The organism is Paraburkholderia sp. RL17-337-BIB-A (assembly GCF_046025895.1).
Taxonomy (GTDB): Bacteria; Pseudomonadota; Gammaproteobacteria; order Burkholderiales; family Burkholderiaceae; genus Paraburkholderia; species Paraburkholderia fungorum_C.
On the sequence record NZ_JARESY010000002.1, the window covers coordinates 351,313 to 366,126 of the forward strand.

Genomic DNA, 14,814 nt, shown 5'->3' on the forward strand with positions numbered 1-14,814 from the left:
CCGCCTCGCGTGCCGAGGCGGCGTAGAGGAGCCTTTTGCCATGTCCACCACTGAAGCTCAACCGGCTGCATCGGATGATTCGCCTGATTCGCTTGCAGCGAGTACGCCAGCGCTGTTCGTTGCGGCAACACAAGCAACCCAGGCAGAGCAAGCAACGCGTCCGCCGCAGTTACCGCTCGCCGACGCGATCCGCTTCCTCTCCATCGATGCGATCTTGCAGGCCGGCGAGGGCCATCAAGGCGTGCCGCTCGGCATGGCCGAAATCGCCACCGCGTTGTTCACCCGTCACCTGAAATTCAATCCCGCCGATCCGAGCTGGCCGGATCGTGACCGCTTCGTGCTGTCCAACGGCCACGGTTCGCTGCTGCTGTATTCGCTGCTGTACCTGACCGGTTACGCGGCGATCGGCCTCGACCAACTGAAGACCTTTCGCGAACTCGGCTCGCATTGCGCGGGACATCCCGAATACGAACCGGCGCATGGTATCGAAGCAACCACCGGTCCGCTCGGGCAGGGCATTGCCAATGCGTTCGGCATGGCCATCGCCGAAGCGTATCTGGCGGCGAAATTCGGCAGCGAACTCGTCGATCACTACACGTATGCGTTTGTCGGCGACGGTTGTTTGCAAGAAGGCATCGGTCAGGAAATGATTTCGCTGGCAGGGCACTTGCGGCTCGGCAAACTGATTCTCTGCTGGGACGACAACCAGATCACCGACGACGGCAGCACCGCGCTATCGATCAGCGAAGACGTCGGCGCGCGATTTCGCGTGGCCGGCTGGCATGTGATCGAAGTCGACGGTCACGATCTCGATGCGGTCAGTGCGGCGTTGACCCTCGCGCGGAAAGACCCGCGACCGTCGCTGCTGGCGTGCAAGACGATCATCGGTCGTGGCATTGCGCGTTTGCAAGGCCAGCGTGGCGGCCACAGCGGCAAGCTCTTCCAGGCGGACGCCGACGCGGCGCGCGAGCAACTCGGCTGGCCCCATGCGCCGTTCGACCTGCCCGGCGAAGTGCAGAACGCATGGCTCGACGCAGGCCGGCGCAGCAGCGACGAATACATCGCGTGGCACGCTCGTTTGGCTGCGTTGCCGGACGCGCAGTGCGCCGAGTTCGAACGGGTCATCGCAGGCGGCTTGCCGCAAGGCTGGCGCGACGTGCTCGACGCTTACCGGAAGCGCGCTGTCGAACGCGACGAGCCGCAACCGGGTATCACCGTGTCGGGCGAGATCAGCGATCTGTTCGCGCCACTGCTGCCCGAGCGCATGATCGGTTGCGCCGATCTCGAAGCGCCCACAGGCCACAAACGCCAGTTGCACGCCTTCACCGCCGACGACCGCAGCGGCGCCTACGTCCACTGCGGCGTGCGCGAACATTTGATGGGCGCGATGGCCAACGGCATGGCGGCGCACGGCGGCATCGTCGCGACCAGCGTCACCTATCTGGCGTTCTCCGACTACCAGCGTCCGGCGATGCGCATGGCCGCGTTGATGGGCTTGCCGGTGCACTTCGTGTTCAGCCACGACTCGATCGGCGTCGGCAAGAATGGGCCGACGCATCAACCCGTCGAGATCCTCGCCTCGTTACGCGCGATGCCGAACATGCGCGTGCTGCGGCCCGCCGATGCGGTAGAAGCGGCCGAGTGCTGGGCACTCGCGCTCGAACATCGACGCGGCCCGAGCACGCTGGTGTTCGCGCGCCAGGCGTTGCCGCTGGTGCGCCGCGAACATAGTGCCGAACCGTTGTCGCAGCGTGGCGCTTACGTGCTGGCCGAGGCACAAGGCGGCCCGCGCGCCGTGACCCTGCTCGCGACCGGCTCGGAAGTCGCGCTGGCCTTGCAGGCGCGCAGCCAGCTCCAGGACGAGGGCATCGCGACCGCGGTGGTGTCGATGCCATGCTGGGAAATCTTCGACGAACAGGACGCCGGTTATCGCGCCGCAGTCCTGGGTATCAATACCGTGCGTGTCGGTGTCGAGGCGGCGCTGCGTTTCGGCTGGGACCGCTATCTCGGCGAGCGAGGCGGTTTTGTCGGCATGACAGGCTTCGGAGCTTCCGCCTCTGCGGAGACGTTATATGAGCACTTCGGTATCACGGCGCGGCACGTCGTGGCGGAAGCGAAGCGGCATCTATAAAATCATCGAGGATTCTTCGGAGATAAGCATGCAAAAAATCGTTTTTCTCGACCGCGCCACCCTTGCGCCGCAAATCGTATTGCGCGAGCCGCGTTTCGATCATCAACTGATCGAGCACGATCGCACGATGCCTGAGCAGGTGTTGACGCGGCTGGCCGGCGCATCGATCGCGATCACCAACAAGGTGCCGCTGACGAAAGAAGTGCTGGAGCAATTGCCCGATCTGAAACTCGTCGCGGTGGCTGCCACCGGCACTGATTGCGTCGACAAGGCAGCTTGCCAGCAGCTCGGCATCGCCGTGAGCAATATTCGCGGCTACGCGATCAACACCGTGCCGGAACACACCTTCGCGCTGATCCTCGCGCTGCGGCGCAATCTCATTGCGTATCGCGACGACGTGCTCGCCGGCGAGTGGCAGAAGTCCGGGCAATTCTGTTTCTTCACCCATCCGATTCACGATCTGGCCGGCGCGCGGCTGGGCATCATCGGCGAAGGGGTGCTCGGGCAGCGAGTCGCGGAAATCGGCAAAGCATTCGGCATGCAGCCGGTGTTCGCCGCTCATAAAGGACGTGACGGCCTTGGCCCGCTTTACACGCCGTGGGACGAAGTGCTCGCGACCAGCGACATCATCACCGTGCACAGTCCGCTCACGCCGCACACGCGCAACATGCTGGCCATGCCCGAGTTCCGTGCGATGAAGAAGAAGCCATTGATCATCAACACGGCGCGCGGCGGTCTGGTCGACGAAGCCGCTCTGGTGGAGGCACTCGACGAAGGGTTGATCAGCGGAGCCGGTTTCGATGTGACGGCAGGCGGCGAACCGCCGCCGCCCGAGAGTCCGCTATTGCGCGCTGCCGGCCGCCCGAATGTGATTTTGACGCCGCATGTTGCCTGGGCCTCGGACGAGGCGCAACAAAGTCTCGCCGATCAGTTAATGGACAACATCGAAAATTTCGTCGACGGTGCGCCAACCCATCTCGTGCAAGGAGCGTATTGATTGACGGGGGCGCGGCGCCCCGCCGCGCTCGGATCGTCGGATGAATTGCAGCCGCGACGACCCCGACGATCGCGAAGAGAACTAGTTCGTTGCCGACAAAAAGCTGACCACTCCGGACGAGAAAACTGCCTTTCCCCAAGCGAATGTTTCATCACATCTAGCTGTCGTCTCCGGTGGCCGCGGGCGCAGAGAATGCGCGCGGCTTTACGAACTGGATTGCTCGGACCAGGCGACCTTACAGCACAGATTTCCGTTTCGCATTAGCATACGAGGGTGTCCCGTGCCGTTCGGTGGAGTGATTCGCCGGACCATTGCCGCGGGACCGTCAACGTGTGCGGGTCGCCCGGTTCATTCCCCACATCAATCCATCGCAGGCTGACACTGCGAACCTGCCGTTTCACGTGCCTTTCGAGCGGACGGCCATCACTAATCCAATCGTATTGATTGAACGAATCGTTGGTTAATATGAGGAATATACGTACTTCATTGATAGTCGGCGTGCTTGTTGTCGAGGTAGTGTTCGGCGTGTTTTTACTGTCACACAAAAGCCATCGCGAGACGGTCGATCCCGACGTCACGACAAGCAATGCCGTGGAATTGGCTGCGACGTCCCCGCAATCAGGCGACACCCATGTGACGGCGGGCAGTGTGGTCAGCGCAGCGCCTCTCTCCAGCGATACAGCAACCGCCGCGACCGGCGATATAGCCGCTGCGACCGGCGTTAAACAGTCTACGAGCGGGGCAGTCGTGACGGCATCGGACTCGCCGGCCAAAGACGCCGTTCAGGTGCCTCGACTGAACACGCGTGCACGTGAATCCGTCGCGGTGCATGCTTACGCCGGGCCGAAGACCGGCGTGGTGCCGCAAACTGAAATCGGACGTGACAGTCTGCATCGTCACGGCTCGAATCCGGTCGGGGCTGCGATCACGGATGCGCTGGTCAAGGAGTCCGCCAAACTCGATCCGGCACTGCCACCGCCGACCCAGGCCGTTCAACCGCTCCACCCGACTCAAGCGGCCCAGCCGAGCCTTGACGACGCATACCATCGCGGCTCGAATCCCGTTGCGGCCGCCATGACTGAACAGCTGGTCAGAGAGTCCGCGAAACTCGATCCGGGACTGCCGCCGCCGAATCAAGCCAGCATGAAGTAGGTGCGCGACGCAAGGCGTGGGCTACTACCGGTAGAACACGTAGTCCGCGAGGTAAGGCGAACTGCCGGCTTGATGTTCGGTCGAGCACGGTGCCGTCGGCGCTAACCCGCCGACGGTATGGAGGCGCTGCACATACCGCACCGCTGAAAGTGTGCCGCTGCCGGACGTGCTGTGCGTTTCGAGTAACAGCTGGGGGATGCTCGCTCGTGTTTCGCTCGGCTGCTGTGCGAGCACGCGGCCGACAATCCGGCTTCCATCTTCCGCTTCCCATGACGGTCCCGCGCCATGCCGGACCGCAGCGTGGCCGCTCGCGTCGTAGAGTGTCGCTTGCGGACTCTTGAACACCCATCCCAGACGCTGCTGCGCGTCGAATTCACACGAATAATTCTGCACGCCGGACGCAGCGAGTGTCATCACGCGCTCGGCTTGCGGTGGGTCGATGGATACATTCGATGGACTTGCAGGCGGCGTTGCACACGCGGCTAGCATTGATGCGGCGATGATTGCGAAGCTTGCTTGCGAAATATTCCTGAGCATGGATATCACCTTGAGTGAAGCACCGCGCATGGCGGTTGCAGGGGAAAACCACTATAACGCAATGACTGTCCTCGGTATTGAATGCAACCAAACCGAGGGGACGCAAAGCCAATGAGCGATCAACAGTCATACTCCTGTGTGTGCTGCAGTGACTCCCAAAGCGCTGCCTTCAGCCGTCGCCGCTTCCTGACCCTGGCGGCCGAAAGTGCCGCGGCGCTGGCCTTGTTCCCCGGGCTTGCCTACGCGGAATCGGTCCCGAGCATCGCTTACGAGTCGGTTCCCGATTTTCTGCATCTTCCACGTGACGTCTATTTCGGCGAGTGTTCGGGCGTGAGTTTCAACTCGAAGGGGCATATCTTTGTGCTCTCGCGCGGCAACTCGATTGGCCCTGCCTACGGCGCGGCCGCGGCCCAACTTCTCGAGTTCGCGCCAGACGGTCGTTTCGTCCGCGAAATTGGCCACAACCTGTATGCCTGGTCGTTCGCACACTCGGTCAAGGTCGACCGGCACGACAATATCTGGGTGACCGACAAAGGTTCCGACATGGTGATCAAGTTCACCCCGGAGGGACGCGTCGCCATGGTCTTTGGCCGTAAGCAGGATGCGTCGGACGAGGAAACGGGGCCGCTCAAGCATCCGAATCCGCCTTTGCCATCGGAGCCGGGACGCTTCAGGCAAGTCACCGACGTTGCGTGGGACAGCGCCGGCAACACCTATATCAGCGACGGATACATCAATTCTCGCGTGGCGAAAGTCGACAAGGACGGCAACTGGCTCAAATCGTGGGGCGAGCGCGGCACCGGTCCGGGCCAGTTCCATACACCCCACAGCATCGCCGTCGATGCGAAAGGCCTCGTCTATGTGGCCGATCGCAGCAACCGCCGCATTCAGGTGTTCGACGGCGAAGGCAATTTCCAGCGGCAGTTCACCATCGATGTACCGGTGCCGCCCGGCGCTCAACCCGCAATCGGCAATGTGCCGGACGAAGCCACGATTGCCGCGGGCACCCTTGCGCCAGGCTCACCTTGGGCGATCTGCATTTCGCCGGGCCCGAATCAGGTGCTTTACAGTTCCGACGCGTTTCCGGGCCGCATCTACAAACTGACACTCGAAGGAAAACTGCTCGGCGTGCTGGGTCAATCCGGCAAGCAACTGAAGCAGTTTGGCTGGATTCATCAAATGGCCTGTCCGTCCGAGAATGTGCTGTATGTCGCTGAGCTTTTGAACTGGCGAGTACAGAAGCTCATGCTGCGTCCCTCGTAGCCTGGCTAACGCCGCGCCCTGCGTCCGTCCGCACAGGCGCGCGCCGATAACGTAAATGTTATCGCCCCATCCGGTTTCCTCATTGGAGTCAGTGTGCTCCCGTCCGTACACTTGGCGCTCGGTGCGTGCAAGGTAGCGTTGTATCGCGCAGCGCTAAAAAGACGCCACCGGCAACGATGAATGGCCGCGTAAGGCCATCTGGACGGAGACACGATTTGGACAAGAACACGCTTCCCGTATCGGCCGCCGCGGCGCGCCCCGTTCGCCTCAACTATCGCTGGCACGTTCTGATCTGGCTGTTGATCGGCGGGATCATCAACTATATGGACCGCGCCAGTCTGTCGATCGCCGCGCCCGGCATGATTCACGATCTTGGTCTGACACGCACGCAGATTGGTCTGCTCGGCAGCGTGTTCGCATGGACCTATGCGGTGATGCAATTACCGGCAGGCTGGGTGATCGACCGTTTCGGCGCGAAACGGGCGTACGTGCTCGGGATGATCTGGTGGAGCGTCGCGACCTGGCTGACGGGCGTAGTGGGTTCGATCTCCGGCTTGCTGGTGATGCGTGCGTTGCTCGCGGTGGGCGAGGCACCGTGCTGGCCGACCTCGGCAAAAATCACCGCAGCGTGGTTTCCGGCCAAGGAGCGCGGCTTTGCGACTGGCGTGTGGGATTCGTCGTCGAAGTGGGGGCCGGCACTCGCACCCGCCATGCTGGTTGCATTAATGATCGCGTTCGGCTGGCGCTCGCTATTTCATGTAACCGGTGCGTTCGGGATCGCGTTCGCGCTGCTATTCCTGCTGCTGTATCGCAATCCGGTCGACAGCAAACGTCTTTCGAAGGACGAGCTCGCTCATATCGAAGCCGGCGGCGGCGGTCACGAACGGTCGCTGGCGACCTCCTCACTCAAATGGCGTTCGCTGTTCGGACGCCGCAGTGTGTGGGGCATGATTCTCGGCTACTTCTGCACGATCTGGCTGTGGAACATTTTCCTGGTGTTCTTGCCGCTCTATTTGCTCGACCGCTTTCACATCTCATTCGCGCAACTCGGCGTGGTCGCGGGCATTCCGTGGGCAGGCGGCGCAGTGGGTGAAATCGCGGTGGGCTATCTGGCGAAGAAGATCGTCGACCGGCACCTCGCATCGGCGATCGATGCGAAGCGGCTATTGATCGCGTGCTGCTCGGCAGGCGCGGCGGTATGCGCGGTCGCGTTGCCGTTCACCCAATCGCTCAACGTGACGCTCGTGCTGTTCACCGTCGGCCTCGCCTTCATTGCCGCCGTGGTCGGCTCGGCATGGGCGCTTGCCGCGGATATTGCACCGTCGTCGATGATCGCATCGGTAAGTGCGATCCAGAATTTCGGTGGCTACTTCGGTGGGGCGTTCTCGCCCGTCGTCGCGGGTTTTATCGTCGACCGCACCGGCTCCTATGCGCTTGCATTCATCTCCGGCGGCATCATTGCCGGCTGTGCGGCACTGTTCTACTGGTTCATGGCGCGCCAACCGATCCTCGAGGATGGCACTGTGCCGGCGGCCTGATACTGGCCGGCCCGCGCGAGGAAACCCTGTTGCCGTTCGCAGTCAGTGCGGCATTCCGCTTCGCCCCGCGAGGACGCCGCGCCTGAAGTCACACGCGGCGGGGCGCAGCTATTGTTCCCCCGCCACGCGGTAAATTCGATTGCGCACTACGGCAATCGCCTGCTTGAGTGCGTAAACATCCTGGAAGTAACGCTGGGGCATGCGGATCTGGTTAGCATGCGCATCGATGTGTTCGATCTCGTGCTTCCACTGCGCGATCTGGTCCGCGTCTGGATGGCTGTTTTTCCATATCTCGTCTTCGAGCGCTTTGATCTCGCGATACCAGACAACCAGGCGTTTTTTTATGCGTGCCTCGGCCATGCGCGGCAACGCCTGTAGCAGGCCCAGCAGTAAAGCCATGAAGGGAAGCAGGATCAGCAGACGTCTTTCGACAAAGCTGGCCAGCCAGAATGGCAGGTAGCGTTGCAGGAAGGGGCGTCCCGTTTTGAAGTAACGTTCGCTCTCTTCGGAAACAGGAAATTCCTCGGTGTTCAGATTGGGAAACACGCCAAGCGGCGTGAAGTAATCTTCGCCGCCGTGGACAGTTTTGGCCGCGTCCAGCAACAGGTAGACGAGCGCAGGGTGCAGCGTGTCCTTGGCGACGAGCAAGGCCGTGGCGGCGAGCAGCGTGACATCGTTTGGCGGCAGATCGTTGACGATACTGGTCGCGGCGCGCGGGAAAATCACCTTGGATAGCGACGGGAATTTCTGCACCAGCGCATCGGCCTGCGCAAAGCTCATCAGTTTGAGATTGCTGTTCAGCAACGTGGTCTGCATGGGCGCATCGGGCCTGCCGATAAAGAAAGCGGCATCGAGTTGACCGTTTTCGAGGGCCTGATAGGCCTTGGCGGCGTCCATTTCGAGCAGCGTCGTATTGTCCCGTGTGACGCCGCTGTAACCGAGCAATAACTGGGAGACGTTCAAGAGGCCGCTGCCAGGAACGCCGATGGATACCTTTTTGCCGCGTAGTTGTGCCAGCCGGTTGATGGTCAAATCGGCGGAGCCGCCACGGTAGAACACCCAGATCGGTTCATAGGAGACGGCGGCGATTGTTTGCAGATGGTCGGTTTCCTTAGGACTGGTGGTGCCGGACTGAATGAAGCCCACCTCGTATGCGCTGTCCGGATCCTTCAGGCGCTGATAGTTTTCACTCGAACCCGACGAACCGCGGATATCGAGCGTGATGCCGTCACGTTTCAGGACGGGCGCGTAGCGATCCGCAAAGCCGCGATAGATGCCCTTGTCCGCGCCGGTTGTGATGACGATCGTGTGCCGGAAGGCGGGTTCGAGTATGACCGATATGCCCCAGCCTAGCGCGACGATCAGCAGGATCACGCCGGCGATGAATAGTCGCCGGCGACCCGGTGTCATGGGGCGTTTCTCATGGCGAAGAAGCGCGGGGTTGTGCCTGGGCATTAGCGTTGACCTTGCCGCGTCGCTGGTGCTGTTTAATAGTCTGCATGGATAATGCAGTGCCTCGAACGCCTTGTCCACATCCGCCCTCGTTGCGGAGCGCCTGGACCATGCTCGCCGTGCCGTCGGCGTTGCGTCGCTGACCGTTCTAAAACCGCTCCACCCTGAACGGCCGCGTGTCCACGAGCGTCTCTTCGTGGGTCATCATCTCGGCAATCAGCCGGCCCGTGACTGGGCCTAGCGTCAGCCCGTGGTGCGCATGGCCGAATGCAAACCACAAGTCTTTGTGATTTGTCGCGGGCCCGATAATCGGCATCATGTCGGCTGTGCAGGGGCGCCGTCCCATCCATGCTTCGTCGTCGAGACGCTGGCCCAACGGAAACAGCGTGCGCGCAATCGGCTCGACGGCGGCGAGTTGCGTGGGCGTTTTGGGCGCATCGCAGTGCGCGATTTCCGCCCCCGTGGTCAAGCGGATGCCTTTTGCCATGGGCGCCAGCAGGTAGCCGTTCTCGACGTCCAGAACCGGATGATTCAGGCGCGCCGATGCCTCTGACGCATAGTGCATGTGGTACCCGCGTTTGACGGCAAGGGGCAGCCGGTAGCCGAGCCGTGAACTGACGCGATCGGACCACGGCCCCAGGGCAACAACCGCTGATGAAGCGGTGATCGTTCCGACGTCCGTATCGACCGCCCAACCCTCACGAAACGAGTCGGCGTCGCCGATGAAAAACCGTCCGCCTAGCGCTTCGAAGTATCTTGCGTATGCGGTGATGAGCGCGTTAGGGTCGTTCACGGAATCGGATGCCGTATAACGCAATCCGCCTGGCAAGGACTTGTCGAGATCCGGTTCCTTCTGTTGCAGGCCGCTTGCGTCGAGTGCTTCGAACTCGACTCCATATTCCCGATGCCATCGTTCAGCGTTCCGGGTTTCCGCGTCCCGTACCTGTTCGGTGCGAAACACCTTGATCCAGCCCGTCGGGCGCAATAACGCGCTCGCGCCGGCAGCCGCGGCCAGGGCGCGGTGCTCGTCGACGCAATGCTCGATCAGCGTCGAGTACGACTTCGCGATCGCGGCGTGTTTTGCCGGATGAGAATTGCGCCAGTACTGCCACAGGAACGGCGCCGTCTTGAGGATGGCGTCGGCATGGTAGCGAACGTCCAGCGACTGGTTGCGCGCGTAGCGAAGCAAGGTGCCGAGGTCGCGTGGAAACGCATAGGGATACACGCTTTCGCGCTGGATCAGCCCAGCGTTACCGAACGACGTTTCGTTGCCGGGCAGTTTGCGGTCGATAAGCGCAACCTGGCGGCCGCGTTTCTGAAGATGCACGGCAACGCACACGCCGACAATGCCCGCGCCGAGCACGACGGCATCGAATTTCATGGTGGTCATGAACTCATTCTTGCTTTTGGATTCTTGAAATACCAGCGCCACCCTGCCCGGACTCGTTGAGTGTATGGGCAACCAGGCCCAGACGAGTGGCGAGCGGATCGAGGCTGACGTTGGCGTGGCAACTGGCTTCGACTATTCGTTCGCAGATTCGACGGGCGCCTGGGCGTCTCGCCTCGACCGGCGGACGGCTCTCACCTTTCCACTGGTGCCGCCACCGCAGAAGAACTGATCGTCGCCGTCGGACTCGAGCCCCGACACGTAAACGCCCGGCGGCATCTCGAGGCTCTCCAGGACTTCTCCCGTATGGGAATCGACGTGCCGCAGCTCGCTTTCGTCATCTTCCCAGGTGGCATGCCAGAGCTCGCCGTCGTTCCAGGTGACGCCGGTGACGAAGCGGGTGGACTCGATCGTACGCAGAATCGCCCCGGTTTCGGGATCGACCTGAAGAATCTTCCGGTCCTGATACCGCCCCACCCAGAGCGTTCCTTCGGCCCACGCGAGCCCCGAGTTACCGCTGCCGCCACCCGGTGCGGGGATCGTCGCGAGTACGCGGCCGCTATCAGGATCGATCTTCTGGATGCGATCGTCGGCGATCTGAAACAGGTGCTGGCCGTCAAAGGTCGTTCCTGCCTGCGCGGCGACATCGATCGAGCGCAGCATTTCGCCGCTCACCGGATCGAAGGCGTTCAGCCTGTCGCCGGTGGCAATCCAGACGTGCTGACCGTCATAAGTGACGCCGTGCACTTTGTCGACGCCCGGAAAGGGTCCATATTCACGCACGATTCTGGCGGCTGATCGGTTCATGGTTCCATCCTGATCACTCGGTTAAAGGAGCGGGGAGTAACAATGTTGTCGTGAATCCGGGCATGGGCGGCGTCATCCAGCGCCGCGCCCGCCCGCGACCGAACGATTGCACCTTGCCGCCTGCCGCCAGCGCGTCGAGGGCGCGCTGCATGGTGCGCTGGCTGGCGTCCAGCGCAATGGCGAGCGCCGAGCTCGACCACGATTCGCCGTCGGCGAGGAAGGCCAGCACCATCGCGTGCGGTTCCTCAACCGGCCGTGCGAGCACGACGACCTCGCGCGCGCCGTGCGGTATCAGCGCGAAGCCCCGCTTGGTCGCGCTCACGCCGGCCAGCGTTCCAAGCAATGCGCGAAGCCGCCCGATTTCGACTCGCAGCCGCGCGCGATGCGATTCATCGGGGTGCTTCGTCCGGAATGCCCGCGCGATGAGTGCGTCCCGCGAGACGTCCTCGGGCCACGCTTCGGCCAGCGCGCGTGCGAGCGCGAACAACACCGGACGCCTCGCGAGCGGGACCACGATGCGTGCTTCACGCACGACATAACGGCACGCGTCGACGATCAGCGCCTGCGACGCCAGTAACGCTTCAACCTCTTCGAGCAGCAGGAGCCGCTCCTCGCCATGCGCAATCAGACGCGCCGCCGGCGTGTTCAGGAGAAGGCGTGCGCTTTCGACCTCCGCCGTCAGCGATGGAATCCCCGCATGGCGCGCGGCGCGCTCGGCTCTCGCGAGCGCTGAGCGCGCCGTATTCGTCTGGAGGCGGCGCATTGCGAGCCCCGCGACGACCAGCTCGTGGGCGGTTCTCAAGGGGGGCGGGAAGGGCGCGGGGTCGAGCCTGGCGAGCCGGTGCCCGGCCTCGTCGAGGCGCCCGATCAGAAGCAGGCGCCGCACTTCGAGATACCGCGCATGTGCGGCGTTCAGTTGGTCGCCGTGCGCTTCGAGCGTTGCCCGCGCGGCGTCGAGCGCCTTCGCGGGCCATCCCAGATCGCGTGAGGCGAGCGCGATTTCGGCCTCGGCGACCACACACCTCGCGCGGGCCACAGGCTCTTTGGGGCCGAAGGCGCGCGCGGCACTTCGCACTAGCGCTTTTGCCCGCACGAGATCGCCGAGCTGCGCCATCGCGATGCCTCGCAAAGCGAGCGCAGGCGCGTCTTCGCGCAGAGCGACGCGGTTCAGCGCGCCGAGCGGGTCGCCCGCCGCGAGCGCCCGCGCCGCGGCTGTCACTAGCGAGTCCATGGTCGATTCAAATCGCGCCACACTTGTCACTCCCACCGTCCGGTGCCCGTGACTAATCTAGCACGACCACCAACCAGAACGTCGTATCGACAACTGAACGATCGACGCAGGACTCCCAAGGAGGGACGCAGGATGACAACACATACCACCGGGACACGTGAAGCGTGGCTGGCGGCGCGACTCGAGTTGCTCAAGGCGGAAAAGGCGTTGACGCGGCAGGGCGATGAGCTTGTGCAGCAGCGGCAGGCACTCCCCTAGGTGCGGGTCGACAAGGCATACCGATTCGAAACCGCTGCGGGAAGCGCCTCGTTGGCAGAGCTTTTCAATGGCCGCTCCCAGCTCCTCGTGTACCACTTCATGTTCGGCCCCGATTACAAGGCGGGGTGTCCGTCGTGCTCCTCGATTGCGGATGGGTTCGATGGCCTCGTGGTTCATCTGGCGAATCACGACGTCACGCTCATGGCGGTGTCGAGGGCGCCGCTCGAGAAGCTGCAGACGTATCAGCGCCGGATGGGGTGGACGTTCCCGTGGGCGTCCTCGGCTGGCAGCGACTTCAACTTCGACTTCAACATCGCCTTCACCGAGGCGCAACAGCGTGAAGGGCGCATCGAATACAACTACGAGCGGGGCGGCCACGCGATGGACGAGACGCAAGTCCCGGAGCCCGTCGCCCAGTTCGCGGCCACCTGTGGAACCGACGCGGCGACGTACACGCGTGACCGGCCGGGGCTGAGCGCGTTCGTTCTCGAGGACGGCGTCGTGTATCACACGTATTCCACCTATGCGCGCGGCGTGGACGGTATCTGGGGCATGTACCAGTGGCTCGACCGCGCGCCGAAGGGGCGCAACGAGACGGGTGTCTTGTGGAAGCGGCACGACGAGTACGAGAAGCGCTGAGCCAGATGATGGAACAGGTTTGCGCAACCGGGGCACGGGCAACGTCGGGACGCTCGATCGACGCGCGAGTTTCGCAGCGGACGTTCTTCGGCGTCTCGGCGCTGCTCTTCGTGGTCAGCACAGGGGTGACGATCGCTGGCGCCGCATCCATGTCGGCGATGGGCGAGATGCCGATGCCCGGCGGATGGACGATGTCGATGACGTGGATGCGGATGTGCGGGCAGACGTGGCCCGGTGTAGCGGCATCGTTTCTCGGCATGTGGGGAGTGATGATGGTGGCGATGATGTTGCCATCTCTCGCCCCGATGCTGTGGCGCTATCGCGAGGCCGTCGGCGGAATCGGCGAGCTGCGTCTGGGCTGGCTCACGGTGCTGGTGGGCGTGGGGTACTTCTTCGTGTGGAGCGCGTTCGGCATGGCCGTATTTCCGCTCGGCGCTGCGCTGGCGGCGCTGGAGATGGAACTGCCGGCGTTGGCGCGTGCCGTTCCGCTCGCGGCGGGTGTGATTGTGCTGAGCGCCGGGGCGCTGCAGTTCACCGCGTGGAAGGCGCGCCGCCTTGCCTGCTGCCGCGCGGAGCCGGGGTGCTGCCTTATGGTGCCTGCGTCGCCTGTGTTGCACGCATTGCCCGCGGACGCCGCCACGGCGTGGCGGCACGGCTTACGCCTCGGCCTTCACTGCTGCCACTGCTGTGCCGGTCTGACGATGGTCCTTCTCGTTCTTGGGATGATGGATTGGCGTGTGATGGCCGTCGTGACGGCGGCTATCACCGTCGAACGTTTGGCACCGCGTGGAGAGCGCGTGGCGCGCGTGACCGGCGTGGGTGTCGTCGGGGCGGGGTTGGTGCTGATCGTGCGAGCAGTAGGGCTTGGATGACTGGTGAAGCAGCAGCGAAAGCCCATTGCTATCGCGGGATCAGGAAGGTTATCCGTCGTCGGATCAATGCATGCCCACATGCAGCGAACAACGGAATGTGACCCACAAGTAGCACGGGACGCTGCTAGCAACAGCGCGCGCCCGTGATTCGAACATGACCGTCTGGTTGTTGCAGCCACGGTCACGTTCAATCGAAATCGAACACGTCGAAGATCGAGCGCTTCTTTTTGTGCCCGCGATAATCCGGTCGGCGATCGTCGTACGTGCGGTGGTTTTCGTATGCATGATCTCGATCGCGGTGGCCGTCCCGGGGGCTCTCCCGGTGACTCTCCCGGCTTACGCGTGCCGACGCGGAAGCATCGGGGTTCCCATCGTCAAGTGCGATCAGCTTGTCGAGTTCGCCACGATCGAGCCATATGCCCCGGCACACCGGGCAGTAGTCGATTTCGATCGAGCGTCGCTCGCTCATCAGCAAATCAGTGGTCTTGCAAACAGGGCATTTCATTTCGTTGCTCCTCAAGGGTACAAAAAGACATCGAACGCTCGACAT

13 protein-coding genes and 1 pseudogene are annotated in these 14,814 nt (G+C 62.9%); 8 read left to right on the plus strand and 6 right to left on the minus strand.

Going from position 1 to position 14,814, the window contains the following annotated elements; translation table 11 throughout:
- The first annotated feature begins 40 nt into the window (after window positions 1-40).
- The 3 genes from tkt (at window position 41) to P0D84_RS22590 (ending at window position 4,280) form a co-directional block, all read left to right on the plus strand.
- A complete protein-coding gene (tkt, locus tag P0D84_RS22580) occupies window positions 41-2,131 on the plus strand; it encodes a transketolase (protein WP_408340538.1) in 2,091 nt (696 codons plus the stop codon).
- Between the two features lie 28 nt (window positions 2,132-2,159).
- A complete protein-coding gene (locus tag P0D84_RS22585; protein WP_408340540.1) occupies window positions 2,160-3,128 on the plus strand; it encodes a D-2-hydroxyacid dehydrogenase in 969 nt (322 codons plus the stop codon).
- 465 nt (window positions 3,129-3,593) lie between these two features.
- Window positions 3,594-4,280 (plus strand): hypothetical protein, encoded by a 687-nt coding sequence (locus P0D84_RS22590; protein ID WP_408340542.1) that lies wholly within the window; start codon window positions 3,594-3,596, stop codon window positions 4,278-4,280.
- A gap of 24 nt (window positions 4,281-4,304) precedes the next feature.
- Here P0D84_RS22590 and P0D84_RS22595 read toward each other — a convergent pair whose 3' ends face one another.
- A complete protein-coding gene (locus P0D84_RS22595) occupies window positions 4,305-4,817 on the minus strand; it encodes a DUF3455 domain-containing protein (protein WP_408340544.1) in 513 nt (170 codons plus the stop codon).
- Here P0D84_RS22595 and P0D84_RS22600 point away from each other — a divergent pair.
- The 3 genes from P0D84_RS22600 (at window position 4,720) to P0D84_RS22610 (ending at window position 7,618) form a co-directional block, all read left to right on the plus strand.
- On the plus strand, window positions 4,720-4,932 hold the full coding sequence (locus P0D84_RS22600; RefSeq protein ID WP_408346356.1) for a hypothetical protein: 213 nt from the start codon (window positions 4,720-4,722) through the stop codon (window positions 4,930-4,932). The two genes, P0D84_RS22595 and P0D84_RS22600, sit on opposite strands and share 98 nt — an antisense overlap.
- Window positions 4,929-6,080, plus strand: a complete 1,152-nt coding sequence (locus P0D84_RS22605) for a peptidyl-alpha-hydroxyglycine alpha-amidating lyase family protein (protein ID WP_408340546.1) — start codon at window positions 4,929-4,931, stop codon at window positions 6,078-6,080. The genes P0D84_RS22600 and P0D84_RS22605 overlap by 4 nt, the downstream gene beginning before the upstream one ends.
- Before the next feature lie 215 nt (window positions 6,081-6,295).
- Complete coding sequence (locus P0D84_RS22610) at window positions 6,296-7,618, plus strand: MFS transporter (protein WP_408340548.1); 1,323 nt, start codon at window positions 6,296-6,298, stop codon at window positions 7,616-7,618.
- A gap of 108 nt (window positions 7,619-7,726) precedes the next feature.
- Here P0D84_RS22610 and P0D84_RS22615 read toward each other — a convergent pair whose 3' ends face one another.
- The 4 genes from P0D84_RS22615 to P0D84_RS22630 form a co-directional block, all read right to left on the minus strand.
- A complete protein-coding gene (locus P0D84_RS22615; protein ID WP_408340550.1) occupies window positions 7,727-9,028 on the minus strand; it encodes a TAXI family TRAP transporter solute-binding subunit in 1,302 nt (433 codons plus the stop codon).
- Window positions 9,029-9,218: 190 nt separating this feature from the next.
- On the minus strand, window positions 9,219-10,451 hold the full coding sequence (locus P0D84_RS22620) for an NAD(P)/FAD-dependent oxidoreductase (RefSeq protein ID WP_408345906.1): 1,233 nt from the start codon (window positions 10,449-10,451) through the stop codon (window positions 9,219-9,221).
- 141 nt (window positions 10,452-10,592) lie between these two features.
- Window positions 10,593-11,264, minus strand: coding sequence for a Vgb family protein (locus P0D84_RS22625; RefSeq protein ID WP_408340552.1), 672 nt, complete (start codon window positions 11,262-11,264; stop codon window positions 10,593-10,595).
- 13 nt (window positions 11,265-11,277) lie between these two features.
- Window positions 11,278-12,495: a winged helix-turn-helix domain-containing protein gene (locus P0D84_RS22630; protein WP_408340554.1), complete on the minus strand. Its 1,218-nt coding sequence runs from the start codon at window positions 12,493-12,495 to the stop codon at window positions 11,278-11,280.
- Window positions 12,496-12,627: 132 nt separating this feature from the next.
- On the opposite strand from P0D84_RS22630, the pseudogene P0D84_RS22635 reads away from it, so the two are divergent.
- Window positions 12,628-13,392, plus strand: a pseudogene (locus tag P0D84_RS22635) (DUF899 domain-containing protein).
- Between the two features lie 5 nt (window positions 13,393-13,397).
- The gene (locus P0D84_RS22640) at window positions 13,398-14,264 is read left to right on the plus strand and encodes a DUF2182 domain-containing protein (protein WP_408340556.1); all 867 of its coding nucleotides are present in this window, start codon (window positions 13,398-13,400) and stop codon (window positions 14,262-14,264) included.
- A 187-nt stretch (window positions 14,265-14,451) separates the two neighbouring features.
- Here P0D84_RS22640 and P0D84_RS22645 read toward each other — a convergent pair whose 3' ends face one another.
- Entirely contained in the window at window positions 14,452-14,769 is a 318-nt protein-coding gene (locus tag P0D84_RS22645) for a TFIIB-type zinc ribbon-containing protein (RefSeq protein ID WP_408340558.1), read from the minus strand.
- Window positions 14,770-14,814 lie beyond the last annotated feature (45 nt).